The sequence below is a fragment of the Exiguobacterium sp. s21 genome, assembly GCF_018617975.1.
Classification (GTDB): Bacteria; Bacillota; Bacilli; order Exiguobacteriales; family Exiguobacteriaceae; genus Exiguobacterium; species Exiguobacterium mexicanum_A.
The window spans coordinates 139,676-154,450 of record NZ_JACSLF010000004.1 but is presented as its reverse complement, the minus strand read 5'-3'; the positions used below and the strand labels follow the sequence as shown (position 1 = coordinate 154,450).

The window sequence follows — 14,775 nt, the reverse complement described above, 5'->3', positions numbered from 1 at the left end:
ACGGGAGCGCCTACTTCTTTTTATAGCGATTAACTTGTCGTTTAATCGGTTCCCGGAACACCGTCGCGACGAGCGTCAGGACGACCAAGACGACGAGGGCGAGGATGATTAACTTAAAGTCTCCGCTCGCGAGGCTACTACCGAGGAAATTGTTGGCGAACGCACCTGGAATCATACCGACCGTGGTCGCGAAGACATAACCCGGGAGTCTCACTTTCGCGAGCCCTGAGGCGTAACTGACCAAGTCAAAGTTGACGAGCGGGATCAAGCGTAAAATCAAGACGTAGAAGAACCCGTCCTCTTCAATCTTATGCTGCACCTTCTCATAGTTGCTCGTCTCGAAATGGTGGAGAAAGCGGTCACCGAAGCGAATCGCGATATAGTAAGCGACGAGCGCGCTGAGCGTGGCCCCGATGACCGTATAGACGACACCAGGCAGCGTCCCGAACGCCAATCCACCGGCGACGGACAAGACCGACGTCGGAAATAAAATCAACGGGCGAACGGTGAACAGTAAAATATAGACGAGCGGGGCGAGCCACCCGAATTGAACGATATAATCGCGAATCTCACCCGGTCGCAAGTCGATCCACTGATAAAGGAACGTCGCGGTACCGAAGACGAGCAAGACGATGGCAATGATCCATTGCGTTTTCCACTTGTTCATCGGTCGACCTCCTCTCTTCCTTCCATCATATCGCCTCACCTCGAAAAAGTAACGCCTTCCTTTTTTTAGGAATCGCAGTATGGTACGGTTAAAAAAAGCAGAAGGAGGAATCCCTATGTACTTGGCAGATGCCATCAAGTTGAAACACCTGCTTCTGAAGCAGATTGATAAGTTGCTCGAAGAAGTCGAACGTGTCGCATTCATCGAACTCGAGAAAGATGAGCCGCTCCCGACGATCCAGTCCCGGTCGCTCGAGGATATCGAAGTTGAGCTCGAGGCGATCCGGACCGATTTACGCCGTCTTGATCGTCTCGTCTGTGAGGCGAACCTGCATACCGTCATCGAGACGAATGACGGACCGCTCCCACTCGTCGAAGCGATGGAGTTCGCCGTTCAATTACGAGCTCAGGCTCGGATGTATCAAGATTTGGCCGAGCGGCCGAAACGCGAGTTCCAAACGGGTTACGGGGAAGGGACGAGCGTCATCAAGCATGCGCTCTATGACCCGGAACTGTATCGGTTGAAAGCACGCGACGTCGAGAAACGGGCCAACCGCATCGCCAGCGCCATCGAGGCGGCCAATCATCGGACCGAAATCGAGTTTGACGCAAGTCGTTATATGTAACAAAAAACGCGTCGGGACGTTCCGACGCGTTTTTACATGTGATGGTTATGGTGGTCATGATGGTGCGAGCTCGAACGGCGTCGCGGGACCGGCTCGTCGGCGAACTTCTCCCCGTCCAAGATGCCGAGCCGTTTGTATTGGCGGTCGACCCGCTCTTTCGTCTCGTCGTGCACGTGCGACGACTCCATAATCAAATGATAGCTGCCGAGCGCGACCCGGAACGGCTCCATCTGTGTCCGCTCGACCGGGAACGACGTCACGTCTCGCAAGTAGTCAGCGAGACGGCTTGCCGATTCGTCACTCGGATGGTCGGCCAAGTCTGACGCGAACTGTTGCATGTCTTTCAATAGACTGTTCGTCTTCACTTGCTTACCGATGCCTCCAATAACAGCGAACACGATAATACCGATAATCAGGAAAAAGAATATCGGGAAAATGATTGGTACTCCACTAAAAAACGAGTCCCCCATCCCTGTTGAATCGATGTATACTTCTTCCCCGAATGCAAACGTATGGACCATGATGTCTCCCCCTTTTTTCTATAATACGGATGCGTCCCCATTTGGTTTCATCTACACGAAAAAACCGTGGCATGCGCCACGGCTTTGCGGTCAGTTCAATTGTTTCTCCATCATGATGCGAGGCTCGTTATCCTCTGTGTAAGCTCCCATGATGTCGTAGCCGCACAACAGGTTCAAGATGATGACCCCTTTGTTCGTGTTACGGGCTTTCGTTCGAATCGAATGGAACCCTTGCGCTTTCACCCACTCGAGTTGCGTGTCCATCAGCTTGCGGCCGATGCCATGCTTTTGAAACTCGGGGTGCACACCTCCGGCCCAGCTATAGAAGCGATACGGCTCGGCCTCGTAACCGATTTTGAAGCCGACGAGACGCTCGTCTGAGAATGCGAGCAACACGAGCGGGTTCGCATGACGATACAGCCGTTCTTTAAAACGCAGTTGATCGATGTCCCCGTAAAGCGTGCGGTACAGGTTAAAGAATTCCTCTTCGTAGTCTTTGAAATTCGTCGTCACATCTTTCACGATAAATGAACTGGTCGTACTCATCTTTCCATCCCCTTTCAGTATATGGACAAGTTGTTCGTACGCCTGTACCTTTCGCCGTTTACTCCGTTTTTCCTGTCTCACGCGCAAAAGCGGTCAAACCTTTTTGCTTATACACACCGAGCGACCGCTTCGGAAGGCTCTTTACCATCCAATTTTTTAAGATGCGCTGCTTGTCTTCCACCTTCAGTCCATATCCGTCCGTCACGACATGGCGCGCCCGCGTCGTCACATCGTACAACGAGATGGCGGCAGCGACAGAGATGTTCAAACTTTGGACGTATCCTTGCATCGGAATCAAGTAATTGCCGTCTGCCTTGGCGAGCGCTCGTTCCGATACGCCGTGATGTTCGTTCCCGAACAAGAGCACGGTCGGTTTTGACACATCGATGTCCTCAAGTGGGACCGCCTCTTCGCTGAGTGCCGTCGCGAGCACTTGGTAACCGTCCGCCTTCAACCGATCGATTGCGTCCTCGATCGAAGGATGTTCGACCACGTCGACCCAGCGATCGGCGCTTTTGGCGATAATCGAGTTCGGCTTGAACTTGGCCCGTCCCTCGACGACGTGCAACGTCTGGACACCGAACGCGTCCGCCGAACGGAGCACGGCCGACTGATTGTGCGGGTCATCGACCCCTTCCGTCAAAATCGTGATATGGTTCGTCCGTAACTCTAGCACTTCCTGCATACGCTTGACGCGGTCGGGCATCAACATGCTGTACAGCAGTCGATCCTCTTCTAATAACAGGCCCGACTGCAACAATTCATCGAGTAATGCCGCTTGCTCTTCTTTTGATAATGCCGATGTTGTCTGTCTCCATCCCATCGTTCTCGCCCCTTTCAACCTTTAGTATTGTAGCGAGATTCGTTCCGACTGACAAGCTAGGTGAGAAACGAGTCGAATATCCTCTCGTTATGAAAATCCATGAAAATTAGGAAAACGGTTGCACAAAGTTATGCAATCGATTACAATTATCTATGCAAGCGATTGCATTGATAGTCGCCATATACAGATAAAAAGTTCCGTACAGGAAGGAAGCGTATAGAATGAAACAACTCATCTCGTTTGATTTTTGGCAAAAACTCGGTAAGGCCTTAATGGTCGTCATCGCCGTCATGCCAGCTGCAGGTCTCATGATCTCGATCGGTAAATTGATCGGTATGTCTGCCGGAGACGTCAGCATCTTGCTCACGACGGCTCGCATCATTGAAGATCTAGGTTGGGGAATTATCGTTAACCTACATATCTTATTCGCAGTCGCGATCGGGGGATCGTGGGCAAAAGATAAGGCTGGCGGTGCATTCGCAGCATTGATCGCGTTCATTTTGATCAACCGCGTCACCGGAGCAATCTTCGGCGTCAATGGTGCAATGCTCCAAGACCCAGAAGCGACAGTCCAGTCTCTCTTCGGAGCTGACCTTGTCGTCGCAGACTATTTCACATCCGTACTTGGTTCACCAGCCCTTAATATGGGCGTGTTTGTCGGGATCATTGCCGGTTTCCTAGGCGGTGCACTCTATAATCGTTTCTATAACTTTAACAAACTTCCAAACGCTCTCTCGTTCTTCAACGGGAAACGTTTTGTCCCATTCGTCGTCATTCTCGGATCAGTCGTGGCAGCACTCGCCCTATCGATTATTTGGCCGACGATTCAAGGTGCGCTTAATAGTTTTGGCGAATGGATCGCCACATCGCGTGATACAGCACCGGTACTCGCCCCGTTCATCTACGGTGCGCTCGAACGTCTCCTCTTGCCGTTCGGACTCCACCATATGCTCACCGTACCGATGAACTATACTGAACTCGGTGGGACATACACGATTTTGACAGGTGCGACAGCTGGTTCGGTCGTTGCAGGTCAAGACCCACTTTGGTTGGCTTGGGTAACCGATCTCGTCAACTTACGCGCCGCTGGTGACACAGCTGCTTACAACGCATTGATCGCTGACGTCGTACCGGCCCGCTTTAAAGTCGGTCAAGTCATCTTGTCATTCGCTTCATTGATCGGTGCTGCTTATGCGATGTACCGCAACGTTGACGAAGACAAAAAAGCGCAATACAAGCCGATGTTCTTGTCGGCTGGTCTCGCCGTGTTCTTGACAGGTGTCACAGAACCGATCGAGTTCATGTTCATGTTCGTCGCGCCAGTCCTTTACGTCGTCTACGCGCTTTTGGCCGGTGCCGCTTTCGCTTTGGCGGATGTCATCGACCTTCGTGTCCACGCATTCGGTGCGATTGAATTGCTCACACGCATCCCGATGATTGTCAAAGCGGGACTGTTGCAAGACTTGATTAACTTCTTCCTCGTTTCGGCCGCTTTCTTCTTCTTGAACTTCGGTGTGTTCAACTTCTTCATCAAGAAGATGAACCTTCCGACGCCTGGCCGTAACGGGAACTACATGGAAGAATCGACAGAGAAATCGACAGTGACAGGCAACGAACAAGTGATGGGGATTATCGCTCTACTCGGTGGGGAAGACAACATCGAAGACGTCGATGCCTGCATGACGCGTCTCCGTGTCACAGTCAAAGACATGTCGCTCGTCTCAGAAGAGAGCGAATGGAAAAAGAACGGCGCCATGGGTCTCATCTTAAAAGACCGCGGTGTCCAAGCAATCTACGGCCCGAAAGCCGACGTATTGAAGTCTGATATTCAAGACGTCATCGGTGCATAATCAACAGGCCAGCTCGTACGAGTTGGCCTGTTTTTTCTAAAGGAGGACTATCGTGAATATTTTAACGCTGAACTGTCACGCCTGGTTAGAGGACCGTCAACAAGAGAAAATCGACTCGATCGTTGAACGGATTGCGAGCAAGGAATATGACATCATCGCACTCCAAGAAGTGAATCAACATAAAGAGGCCCCACTCATCGACGGCTTGATTCGAGAGAACAACTTCGCCTATGTGCTCGTCGAGCGTTTGAAAGAGCAAGGCGTCGATTACTACATGACGTGGGACTTCGCCCATTATGGATACGACATCTACGAGGAGGGCGTCGCGATTTTATCGCGCACTCCGTTCGTGTCGACCGAATCGTTCTTCGTCTCCCAGACGACCGACCCGAACGATTACAAATCTCGGAAAATCGTCAAGGCGGTCGTGGACGGCATGGACGCGCCGACGGCGATTTACTCCTGTCACCTCGGTTGGTGGCATGATGCCGATGAACCGGTGCGCCATCAGCTCGATGAACTGTTGCGCCGCGTCGAGGACGACGACCGCGCCTTGCTGCTCGGTGACTTCAATAACGACGCCTTCATCCGTGGCGAAGGGTACGACTACTTGATTGAGCACGGTCTCCAAGATTTGTTCCATTTGGCGACCGAGCGTGAAGGCGATGCGACCGTCCAAGGCAAGATTGCCGGCTGGGACGAGAACAAGCAGGCGCTTCGCATCGACTTGATGCTGACGAACGCCCCGATCCACGTCTCACGCCATGCCGTCGTCTTTGACGGCGAGAACGGTCCGATCGTCTCTGATCATGCCGGTGTTGAAGCAACGGCATTTTGGCGGTAAATGGCACCCTTTTCTTTTCCTCACGGAAGGGAAAAGGGTTTTGCTTTGCGTGGAAATCCTGTATGGTTGAAAACGACTGAAGTCTAACAACCTTGAACGAAAGAAGTGATTTTATTTTGACGACTACCCCATCGCTCAGTCGGACCGACTGGACGCTTATCTTATCGCTCGCCTTGCTCACGTTCGTGCTCGGCACGAGTGAATTTGTCATCGTCGGGATTTTACCCGATATCGCCGATGGCTTATCGATTTCGATTGCCACGGCCGGAACGCTCGTCTCGGCGTTCGCGATCACCTTCGCCATCGGGACCCCGCTGACGATGTCACTGACGAGCCATTTGCCGAAACGAAAACTGATGCTTACACTCACCGCTGCGTTCATCGTCTTTAACTTGTTCAGCAGCCTCGCTCCGACGTACGGGATATTGCTCGTGCTCCGGATGATGACCGCCGTCGTGACCGGCGTGCTCATCTCGCTCGCCATGCTCGTCGCCAGTGAATCGGTGCCAACCGGGAAGCGCGGCATCGCTGTCTCATTCATCTTCGGCGGTTTCACGATGGCGAACGTTTTCGGCGTCCCGCTCGGTACGTTCATCGGTCAACGCGCCGGATGGGAAACGACATTCTTGTTGACGACCGCTTTAGGCGTCGTCGCATTTCTCGCCGTCTACCGTGTCGTGCCGAGCCATTTAACGAGCGTCAAAACGTCGATTGCCGATCAATTGCGGCTCTTGACGAACCTGCGGATTTTAATCGCATTCTTCATCCCGGCGTTCGGCTTCGGCGCGACGTACGTCGTCTATACGTATCTCGTCCCGATTTTGAAAGGTGTACTCGGCGTCCCGGTCGCCTGGATTAGCCCAATCCTGTTTGCTTACGGGTTCATCTCCATCTTCAGCAATATGGCGGCCGGGAAAATCGCCAGCCATAATCCGATTGGACGTCTCCGGTTCGTCTTTCTCATCCAAGCGCTCGTCTTGGCGGCCTTGTATGTGACGACGTCGAACGTGACGCTCGGTCTAATCAATATCGCGCTCATGTCGTTCATGGCGATTCTACTGACGACATCGACGCAAATCTACTTGATCGACTTGGCCGAGAAGTTCAATCCGGACGCTAAAGGACTGGCGTCATCGCTCATGCCGGTCGCAAGTAATGTCGGCATCGGGATGGGTTCGGCGCTCGGTGGTCTTGTCTATGCCAACGCACCCGTGATGATGCTCGCCCTCGTCGCCGGCGCCGTCGCGCTCGTGACCGCCTTATTGACCGCGGTCAGTCATCAGCTCGACCAACGTTAAAACAGCGTGCCCCATGATGTGGGCACGCTATTTTTTAGAGCCACTCGATAATTTGGTCAATCGTCTCGTCGAGTTGCTCTTTGGCGCTGAGCGGGCTATCGTTATCTCCGTCCTGCGGGCCATACATCCCGAAGTTGGCGTGATTGCCGTCTTTGATTTGATGGAAGACGGCGTCATCCGGGACGTTGTCACGGCTCGCCTCGATATCAGCCGGTGTGGCCAGACCGTCAATCTCCCCGGAGACGGACAAAACACGCAGATTGCTATCCGCCATCGTACTGATCGGATACGAGGCAAGGAAGATGACCCCCTCGACTTGCGCCTCGTGTTCGAGCGCAAAACCGGACGCCGCCGAACCGCCGAGTGAATGACCGCCGACGACCCAACGTTCGATGTCTGGATGGGCGGCGATAATCGTCTCCGCAGCATCAATATCTGCTATCCCGAGATTTAAGCGCAACGATGGGATGGCGACGAAGACACCTTCTTCTGCCAGTCTGGTGCCATAGTAAGCGTACGCCTCTTTCTCGACTTTCGCTCCAGGATACAGGATGAAACCAACCTCGCTGTCCGTCTGCCCGAACTCGAGACGATTGTCCACTTCCCTCGCCTCAGCCACGTAACCGCGCGCTTCTTCCGTCGGTCCGTACGTCAGTTGTGTCCACACGAGGAAGCCGATGATGGCGACCAAGATGACTCCTAATAGACCAAGGCCAATCCACTTCAGTTTTTTCTTCATTATATACCTCCATTTGCATCCACTTCCCCGTCACGGTACACTAGTATTAAAAAAGGGAAATACCAGGGGGACACCATGACCAAAAGTTCTGTAACCACGACGATTCAGTGGTTTATTTTTATTTTAGCTACAAACATTGTACCACCGCTCTCGATCGCTGCCTTATTTGAACTGTCGCCAGGCGAGACGATGACGTTCATCTCACGTTCACTGTTCGTCTTCGCACTCTTCAGCATCATCCAGACGCTTCTCGGCCACCGCCTGCCCATCTTAGAAGGACCAGCCGGGATTTGGTGGGGCGTGTTCACACTCTATGCCTCCATCGGTCCAGCACTTTATGGGAGCGGACAAGAGACGCTCCAAGCGCTCGGTTTCATGTTGTTCTTAAGTGGTGTGCTCGGTGTGGTCATGACTGTCACCGGCCTGTTGCGACGGATGCTGTCGTTGTTTACCCCACAAGTGCTCGGGGTCTATATGATTCTGCTCGTTCTGCAACTGTCGGGTGCCGTCATTAAAGGCGGCTTTGGTGTGACCGAGGACGGCATTAACATCGTTCAAGCCGTCGCGACGGCCGGTCTCGTGTTGTTCGCGCTCACGCTCGAGCGGAGCCGGTTCAAACAGTATGGACTCGTCATGACGCTCATCGTCGGATTTTGGTTGTTCAACTTGCTCGGACTCGGCAACCCGATCGTCCGTTCCGAGTCATTTTTCCTCGTGCCTGAACTGTTCCCGTTCGGAACGTGGGTGTGGGATTGGAACTTACTTCCGACTGCATTCGTCATCACGCTTCTTCTCATGACGAACGTCCTTGCCAATATCAAATTGATTGAACGCATCGTCAGCTCGCGTGAGAAGCGTCAAATCGAAGGCAACGTCCCGGCGTCTGGTGTCGTCAGTGGGATCAGTCAAATGGTGGCGGGCATGTTTGGGACACCCGGACCGGTCGCCATCTCTGGAACGGCTGGTTTCTTATCCTCGACGGAGAGCGTCCATCGCTCACCCCATCTCGTGGCCCATGCTGTGATGATGGTGCTCGCCCTCATCGGTCCGTTCGTCTCGCTCATCGCGAGCATCCCAGCCGCCGTCGGATACGCCATCGTCACCCCGCTCATCGCGACGATGATTATCATCGGAATTAACGAGGCAGCGTTCGAATTGAACCAAAAGACGGCCTCGCTCACTGTCGGTCTTCCACTTGTGATTGGGGCCGGCGCGATGTTGCTCCCACCTGGGGCGATGAACGATTTGCCGCCGCTCTTGGCGACCGTGTTCTCGAACGGACTCGTCCTCGGAACAATCGTCGCCTTGACGACGGCCATTCTCAGCCGCATCAAAGACTAAAAAAAACTGACCTCGAGAGGTCAGTTTTTTTCGGTTACGTGCATATGGAACGCTGCGTCGTGCGGCAAGACGGCACCGTCTTCGGCCTCGAAGTGCGGGCGGTCTTTGACGTAGGCGACAATCGAGATTGTGTCGCGGTGAAGCGCCCGTTTGAACGCTTGCTCGGCCGTCACCGGTGTCCCATCGTCATTTTTCAACTCGAGACCCATCAGCTTATACCCGAGCGTCTGTCCGCCACGGCGCATCTGACATGCCTCGAGCGCGTAGGCGATGAGTGTCGGCGTGATGACGACGTGGACGAACTCGCTCTTCACTTTCTTGCGGACGAGCTGCTCGACACCAAAACTTAGCAATCCGGCAATGACACCGTCAATCAAGACGGCTTTGGTCCGTTTCTTCGTTAATGGGTTCATTGGCTCATCCTCTGCATCATGCCAGACGTCAATACTTCGATGCCTTGTCCTTCTTCCGCGGCCATAATCAACGCGCGCGCCACATGGAGCGCTTGAATCGGTGCAGCATCTGGTAATTTATCGAGCAATAATGGTTGGAGCGGACGGCTGACGACCTCGGCTGCTTTCTCGCCGAGACGGAACTCCTCACGGTCTCCGAGCAAGAGCGACGGACGGGCGATAATCAAGTGCTCGAAACCGAACACTTTGAGCCCATTCTCGAGCTCCCCTTTCACGCGGTTGTAGAAGAACGGTGACCGAAGTGACGCGCCTTGCGCCGAGACGACGGCGTAACGTGTCGCTCCGTGTCGTTTCGCGACCCGTGCCACTTCGAGCGGCAAGTCGAGATCGACATGTTTGAACGCCTGACGTGAACCAGCGACGGCAATCGTCGTCCCAAGTGCGCAGTAGACGTCATCAATGTGCGGCAACGCCTCGTCCATTCCTTCAAACCCGACGACTTCATGCAGTTTTGGATGACTCCAACGCTTTGAACGTCGGACGATAATCCAGACTTGATCATATCGTTCTTGTTCGAGCAGCTGCTCGACGAGTTCGCGCCCAATCAAACCGGTGGCGCCAACGACAAGTGCAGTTTTCCCCATGCTTGTTCCTCCTAGATCCGTAGTTCCTTTCAGTCTAGCTGACTTGCCGGTTATCGGCAACGACCTCGACCGGACGGAACCGGTCGACGAGTCGGAAGAACCCGTTCAACAACAAAGCAGTGAACGATCCAGCGACGATGGCGCTGTCCGTGAACAATTGGACCGCCTCAGGCATGTTCGCGACGATGGCCGGGTTGGCCGTGATGCCAAGCCCGACACCGATCGACAAGGCGATTGTAATCAAGTTCTCATTTTTCGCAAAATCGACTTGGCTCAAAATCCGAATCCCTGACGCGGCGACCGTGCCGAACATGACGAGCATCGCCCCGCCGAGAACCGGTTTCGGGATCAATGTCGTGAACGTCGCGACTTTCGGCAAGAAGCCGAGCAAAATCAACAGACCGCTCGTCCAGAAGATGACGCGACGTGATTTGACGCCTGACAATTGGACGAGACCGACGTTTTGACTGAACGTCGTGTACGGGAAGCTGTTGAAAATCCCTCCGAGAATCGTTGCCACACCCTCGGCCCGATACCCTTTCGTCAACTCGTTCGAGCCAATCGGTTTTTTCGTGATATCGCTCAATGCTAAGAAGACACCGGTCGATTCAATCATCGAGATGATGGCCACGAGCGTCATGACGAGGATGGCCGAGACGTCAAACGTCGGCATCCCGAAGTAGAACGGTTGTACCATTTGGAACCAACCGGCCTCACGGACCGGGCTGAAGTCGACGAGACCGAGGAACGCGGCGACCCCTGTACCGATCAAGACCGCAAACAAGACAGCGGCCGCGCGCGTGAACACGGTACCGATTCGGTTCAAGACGAGAATCAAACCGATGGTCAAGCCACCGAGCGCCAAGTTTTGCATCGAAGCGAAGCCAGGCTCACCTGGCATCCCACCGCCGATATCATTGACAGCGACTGGGATGAGCGAGAGACCGATAATCGTCACGACCGAGCCGAGCACGACCGGCGGGAAGAAGCGAGCCAGTTTCCCGACAAAGCCTGAAATTAAGATGACAATGATTCCGCTCGCGATGAGTGCCCCATAGATGGCGGTGATGCCGCTCGAACTACCGATGGCAATCATCGGACCGACCGCGGTGAACGTACAACCAAGTACGACTGGCAGACCAACACCGGTGAAACGAGTCGTCCATACTTGCAACAGCGTGGCTACACCGCACATGAACAAATCGATTGCGACGAGGTAAGCGAGTTCAGTCGGTCCGAGACCGATGGCACCGCCGACGATGAGCGGGACGATCGCCGCGCCCGTGTACATGGCAAGTAAGTGTTGGAATCCGAGACTGGCTGTCTTGAACGTGTTCATCGGACTACCTCCATGAAGGAAATCTCACCTGCTTCAAGCTTGGCGATCCGAGCGAGTGACTCGACCTGATAGCCTCGCTCGAGCAACTTGTCCCGTCCCGGCTGGAATGATTTCTCGATGACGATCCCGACACCGGCGACGACCGCACCGGCCGATTCGACGAGTTGCGTCAAACCGAGTGCCGCTTCCCCGTTGGCGAGGAAATCGTCGATGACGAGCACGCGCTCCCCAGGTTGGACGAAGCGACGGCTCAAACTGATGCGGTTCGTCTCTTGTTTCGTGAACGAGTAAACGTCCGCTTCGACGAGATCATCTTGAAGTGTGAGTGATTTGCGTTTACGGGCGAAGACGAACGGAATGTTCATCTCGAGCGCCGTCATTATCGCCGGAGCGATTCCGCTCGATTCCAATGTGACGATACGATCGATTCCCGCGTCACGGAACCGATCCGCGAACTCACGACCGATCGCCTGCATCAAGACAGGATCGATTTGATGGTTCAAGAAGGCATCGACTTTCAATACGTGCTCGGACAACGCTTGCCCTTCATCTCTGATTTTGTCTTCTAACTGCTTCATTGTTTTCCCTCCAATAAAAAAATGCGATTCGTCACCCCAACCCGGGGACGACGAACCGCGTGGAAACAAAACGAATGCACACGACAAGCGTCACCCGTAGTCGAACCATTTACGGTGGTTCGGTAGAGACTTGCGGGCCATATTCCCGCTGATATACGAGTGCGAATCTTTTATTTATATAAGATAGGACTTATTCTAGACGATATTGTAGAAATTGCAACCCGTTTCTGAAAAGACGGCTAAAAGTTCGATTTTTCTGAAACTCCTGTATACTAAAGATACTGGAAAAACGAGAGGAGCCACATCCATTATGAAGCTATTCGTTTTAGGTGCCACCGGCCGGACCGGTCATCAGTTTGTCGACCAAGCCATCGAGCATGGCCACCATGTGACCGCCTTCGTGCGGGAACAAAAAAAATTGATTCCGACTCCGCAACTTGAAATCATCGAAGGCGACGTCACAGACAGCGCCGCTTTGACAGACGCCCTCGCTGGTCATGACGCCGTCATCAGCTGTCTCGGAACCGACTTGAGCGATCCAGACTTCCTGGCCCGCGTCACCGACGCACTCGTCCCGGCGCTGAAAGCAAACGCCATCAACCGGGTCGTCTATCTCGCTTCTGCCGGAATCGACAAAGAAATTCCGGGCATCGCCGGTACGGTCGTGACGTTCATGCTTCGGAAACCGCTCCGTGACCACCGGGCCGCGGTCGATTTATGGCGCAACTCGTCGTTCGACTACACGATCGTGCGGCCGATGCAACTGACGGACGGTCCTCGGACCTCGGTGTATCGAACGTCTATCGACGGCATTCCAGACAACGGAAAACAGATTTCACGGGCCGATGTCGCCCAGTTCATGCTGAACGCCGTTGAAGAACAACACTTCGTCCGCCAATCAGTCGGGCTGGCGTACTAATTTTTTTGAATCCATGCTACAATATCGGATAGTCAACTTTGAAGGGAACGAATAAGAAATATGAGTATATTAACAGTACAAAACTTGAGCCACGGTTTCGGTGACCGCGCCATTTTGAACGACGTGTCTTTCCGTCTATTGAAAGGCGAACACATCGGCCTCATCGGAGCGAACGGTGAAGGAAAATCAACGTTCATGAACATCATCACGCGCAAACTCCAACCGGACGAAGGCAAAATCGAATGGGCGAAAAACGTCCGTGTCGGTTACCTCGACCAGCACGCTGTCCTCGAGCGTGGGATGACGATTCGGGACGTATTAAAGAGCGCGTTCCAATACTTGATTGATACGGAGACACGAATCGGTGAGCTCTACATGGAAATGGGCGATGCGACGCCTGAACAGATGGACGACATGCTCGCTGAAGTCGGCGAACTGCAGGAAATGCTCGATTCAAACGACTTCTATATCATCGACGCAAAAGTCGAGGAAGTCGCTCGCGGTCTCGGTATTTTAGATGTCGGACTCGACCGTGACGTCACGGACCTCTCAGGTGGTCAGCGGACGAAAGTATTGCTCGCAAAATTGCTTCTCGAGAAGCCGGACATCCTTCTCCTCGATGAGCCGACCAACTATTTGGACGAGGCCCACATCGAGTGGTTGAAGCGTTATCTCCAAAACTACGACAACGCCTTCATCTTGATTTCGCACGATATCCCGTTCTTAAACAGCGTCATCAACTTGGTCTACCATATGGAAAACCAGGACTTGTCACGCTATGTCGGGGACTACGACAAGTTCATGGAAGTATACGAGATGAAACGCTCGCAGCTTGAATCGGCTTATAAACGCCAGCAGGCGGAAATCGCCGACTTGAAAGACTTCGTCGCCCGCAACAAGGCACGCGTCTCGACACGGAACATGGCGATGTCACGCCAGAAGAAACTCGATAAGATGGACGTCATCGAATTGAGTGCGGAACGTCCGAAACCAGAGTTCCGGTTCTTGCAGGCACGCACGTCAGGTCGTCTCATCTTTGACGCCAAAAATCTCGTCATCGGTTATGACGAGCCGCTCTCACGCCCGCTCGACCTCCAAATGGAGCGCGGTCAGAAGATCGCCCTCGTCGGTGCGAACGGGATCGGGAAAACGACGCTGTTGAAGAGTCTGCTCGGCATGATTAACCCGCTTGAAGGAACCGTCGAACGCGGTGAGTTCTTGGAGATCGGGTACTTCGAACAAGAAGCGGCCGTCAGCAACAACACGTGTATCGAAGAGATTTGGAGCGAATTCCCGTCCCTCAACCAGCAACAAGTCCGCGCCATGCTCGCGAAATGCGGTCTCATGACGAAGCATATCGAGAGTAAAATCGCGGTCCTCAGTGGTGGAGAGAAGGCGAAGGTCCGTCTCTGTAAGCTCCAAAACAACGAATCGAACTTGCTCCTCCTCGATGAGCCGACGAACCACTTGGACGTCGATGCGAAGGAAGAGTTGAAGCGCGCGTTGAAGGAATATAAAGGCAGTATCCTACTCATCAGCCACGAACCGGAGTTCTATCAAGACATCGTCACCGACGTCTGGAACTGTGAATCGTGGACGACGAAAGTATTCTAATCCGTGTAGAGGAA

Annotated in this window: 16 protein-coding genes and 1 riboswitch; of the genes, 7 read left to right on the top strand and 9 right to left on the bottom strand. The window is 53.6% G+C overall.

Going from position 1 to position 14,775, the window contains the following annotated elements; all coding sequences use genetic code 11:
* Window positions 1–10: 10 nt before the first annotated feature.
* Entirely contained in the window at window positions 11–667 is a 657-nt protein-coding gene (locus tag KNP06_RS06850; RefSeq protein WP_138860076.1) for a TVP38/TMEM64 family protein, read from the bottom strand.
* Window positions 668–782: 115 nt separating this feature from the next.
* Between KNP06_RS06850 and KNP06_RS06845 the strand changes: the two genes are divergently transcribed.
* Entirely contained in the window at window positions 783–1,292 is a 510-nt protein-coding gene (locus KNP06_RS06845; RefSeq protein WP_138860077.1) for a hypothetical protein, read from the top strand.
* Window positions 1,293–1,324: 32 nt separating this feature from the next.
* Here the strand turns inward: KNP06_RS06845 and KNP06_RS06840 are convergent, their stop codons facing one another.
* The 3 genes from KNP06_RS06840 to KNP06_RS06830 form a co-directional block, all read right to left on the bottom strand.
* On the bottom strand, window positions 1,325–1,813 hold the full coding sequence (locus KNP06_RS06840; RefSeq protein ID WP_214710682.1) for a hypothetical protein: 489 nt from the start codon (window positions 1,811–1,813) through the stop codon (window positions 1,325–1,327).
* A 90-nt stretch (window positions 1,814–1,903) separates the two neighbouring features.
* A complete protein-coding gene (locus tag KNP06_RS06835; protein WP_021068095.1) occupies window positions 1,904–2,359 on the bottom strand; it encodes a GNAT family N-acetyltransferase in 456 nt (151 codons plus the stop codon).
* A 58-nt stretch (window positions 2,360–2,417) separates the two neighbouring features.
* Complete coding sequence (locus KNP06_RS06830) at window positions 2,418–3,182, bottom strand: TrmH family RNA methyltransferase (RefSeq protein WP_114164885.1); 765 nt, start codon at window positions 3,180–3,182, stop codon at window positions 2,418–2,420.
* 221 nt (window positions 3,183–3,403) lie between these two features.
* On the opposite strand from KNP06_RS06830, the gene KNP06_RS06825 reads away from it, so the two are divergent.
* From KNP06_RS06825 to KNP06_RS06815, 3 genes are all read left to right on the top strand, one after another.
* Entirely contained in the window at window positions 3,404–5,032 is a 1,629-nt protein-coding gene (locus KNP06_RS06825; protein ID WP_214788308.1) for a PTS transporter subunit IIBC, read from the top strand.
* Between the two features lie 52 nt (window positions 5,033–5,084).
* Window positions 5,085–5,876, top strand: a complete 792-nt coding sequence (locus KNP06_RS06820) for an endonuclease/exonuclease/phosphatase family protein (RefSeq protein ID WP_214709236.1) — start codon at window positions 5,085–5,087, stop codon at window positions 5,874–5,876.
* A gap of 116 nt (window positions 5,877–5,992) precedes the next feature.
* Complete coding sequence (locus tag KNP06_RS06815) at window positions 5,993–7,174, top strand: MFS transporter (protein WP_251131559.1); 1,182 nt, start codon at window positions 5,993–5,995, stop codon at window positions 7,172–7,174.
* 34 nt (window positions 7,175–7,208) lie between these two features.
* Here the strand turns inward: KNP06_RS06815 and KNP06_RS06810 are convergent, their stop codons facing one another.
* Window positions 7,209–7,913 (bottom strand): alpha/beta hydrolase, encoded by a 705-nt coding sequence (locus KNP06_RS06810; protein ID WP_214788302.1) that lies wholly within the window; start codon window positions 7,911–7,913, stop codon window positions 7,209–7,211.
* A 75-nt stretch (window positions 7,914–7,988) separates the two neighbouring features.
* Here KNP06_RS06810 and KNP06_RS06805 point away from each other — a divergent pair, with 75 nt between their 5' ends.
* Complete coding sequence (locus KNP06_RS06805; RefSeq protein WP_214788300.1) at window positions 7,989–9,254, top strand: purine/pyrimidine permease; 1,266 nt, start codon at window positions 7,989–7,991, stop codon at window positions 9,252–9,254.
* Between the two features lie 20 nt (window positions 9,255–9,274).
* Here KNP06_RS06805 and KNP06_RS06800 read toward each other — a convergent pair whose 3' ends face one another.
* The 4 genes from KNP06_RS06800 to KNP06_RS06785 are packed head-to-tail and all read right to left on the bottom strand — an operon-like array spanning window position 9,275 to window position 12,228.
* Entirely contained in the window at window positions 9,275–9,667 is a 393-nt protein-coding gene (locus KNP06_RS06800; protein WP_214788297.1) for an RDD family protein, read from the bottom strand.
* Entirely contained in the window at window positions 9,664–10,311 is a 648-nt protein-coding gene (locus KNP06_RS06795; protein ID WP_021068087.1) for an NAD(P)H-binding protein, read from the bottom strand. Before KNP06_RS06795 ends, KNP06_RS06800 begins: the two co-directional genes overlap by 4 nt.
* 34 nt (window positions 10,312–10,345) lie before the next feature.
* Entirely contained in the window at window positions 10,346–11,650 is a 1,305-nt protein-coding gene (locus KNP06_RS06790) for a nucleobase:cation symporter-2 family protein (RefSeq protein ID WP_214788294.1), read from the bottom strand.
* Entirely contained in the window at window positions 11,647–12,228 is a 582-nt protein-coding gene (locus tag KNP06_RS06785; RefSeq protein ID WP_214710688.1) for a xanthine phosphoribosyltransferase, read from the bottom strand. The genes KNP06_RS06790 and KNP06_RS06785 overlap by 4 nt, the downstream gene beginning before the upstream one ends.
* A 77-nt stretch (window positions 12,229–12,305) precedes the next feature.
* Window positions 12,306–12,407: riboswitch (purine riboswitch) on the bottom strand.
* A gap of 131 nt (window positions 12,408–12,538) precedes the next feature.
* Here KNP06_RS06785 and KNP06_RS06780 point away from each other — a divergent pair.
* Entirely contained in the window at window positions 12,539–13,147 is a 609-nt protein-coding gene (locus KNP06_RS06780; protein WP_214710689.1) for an NAD(P)-dependent oxidoreductase, read from the top strand.
* 60 nt (window positions 13,148–13,207) lie between these two features.
* Complete coding sequence (locus KNP06_RS06775; RefSeq protein WP_021068083.1) at window positions 13,208–14,761, top strand: ABC-F family ATP-binding cassette domain-containing protein; 1,554 nt, start codon at window positions 13,208–13,210, stop codon at window positions 14,759–14,761.
* Window positions 14,762–14,775 lie beyond the last annotated feature (14 nt).

What these genes read in the sequence shown, in the direction of transcription:
- KNP06_RS06850 (WP_138860076.1), bottom strand. Translation starts at nt 667, where the DNA reads ATGAACAAGTGGAAAACGCAATGGATCATTGCCATCGTCTTGCTCGTC.
- KNP06_RS06845 (WP_138860077.1), top strand. Translation starts at nt 783, where the DNA reads ATGTACTTGGCAGATGCCATCAAGTTGAAACACCTGCTTCTGAAGCAG.
- KNP06_RS06840 (WP_214710682.1), bottom strand. Translation starts at nt 1,813, where the DNA reads ATGGTCCATACGTTTGCATTCGGGGAAGAAGTATACATCGATTCAACA.
- KNP06_RS06835 (WP_021068095.1), bottom strand. Translation starts at nt 2,359, where the DNA reads ATGAGTACGACCAGTTCATTTATCGTGAAAGATGTGACGACGAATTTC.
- KNP06_RS06830 (WP_114164885.1), bottom strand. Translation starts at nt 3,182, where the DNA reads ATGGGATGGAGACAGACAACATCGGCATTATCAAAAGAAGAGCAAGCG.
- KNP06_RS06825 (WP_214788308.1), top strand. Translation starts at nt 3,404, where the DNA reads ATGAAACAACTCATCTCGTTTGATTTTTGGCAAAAACTCGGTAAGGCC.
- KNP06_RS06810 (WP_214788302.1), bottom strand. Translation starts at nt 7,913, where the DNA reads ATGAAGAAAAAACTGAAGTGGATTGGCCTTGGTCTATTAGGAGTCATC.
- KNP06_RS06805 (WP_214788300.1), top strand. Translation starts at nt 7,989, where the DNA reads ATGACCAAAAGTTCTGTAACCACGACGATTCAGTGGTTTATTTTTATT.
- KNP06_RS06800 (WP_214788297.1), bottom strand. Translation starts at nt 9,667, where the DNA reads ATGAACCCATTAACGAAGAAACGGACCAAAGCCGTCTTGATTGACGGT.
- KNP06_RS06795 (WP_021068087.1), bottom strand. Translation starts at nt 10,311, where the DNA reads ATGGGGAAAACTGCACTTGTCGTTGGCGCCACCGGTTTGATTGGGCGC.
- KNP06_RS06790 (WP_214788294.1), bottom strand. Translation starts at nt 11,650, where the DNA reads ATGAACACGTTCAAGACAGCCAGTCTCGGATTCCAACACTTACTTGCC.
- KNP06_RS06785 (WP_214710688.1), bottom strand. Translation starts at nt 12,228, where the DNA reads ATGAAGCAGTTAGAAGACAAAATCAGAGATGAAGGGCAAGCGTTGTCC.
- KNP06_RS06780 (WP_214710689.1), top strand. Translation starts at nt 12,539, where the DNA reads ATGAAGCTATTCGTTTTAGGTGCCACCGGCCGGACCGGTCATCAGTTT.
- KNP06_RS06775 (WP_021068083.1), top strand. Translation starts at nt 13,208, where the DNA reads ATGAGTATATTAACAGTACAAAACTTGAGCCACGGTTTCGGTGACCGC.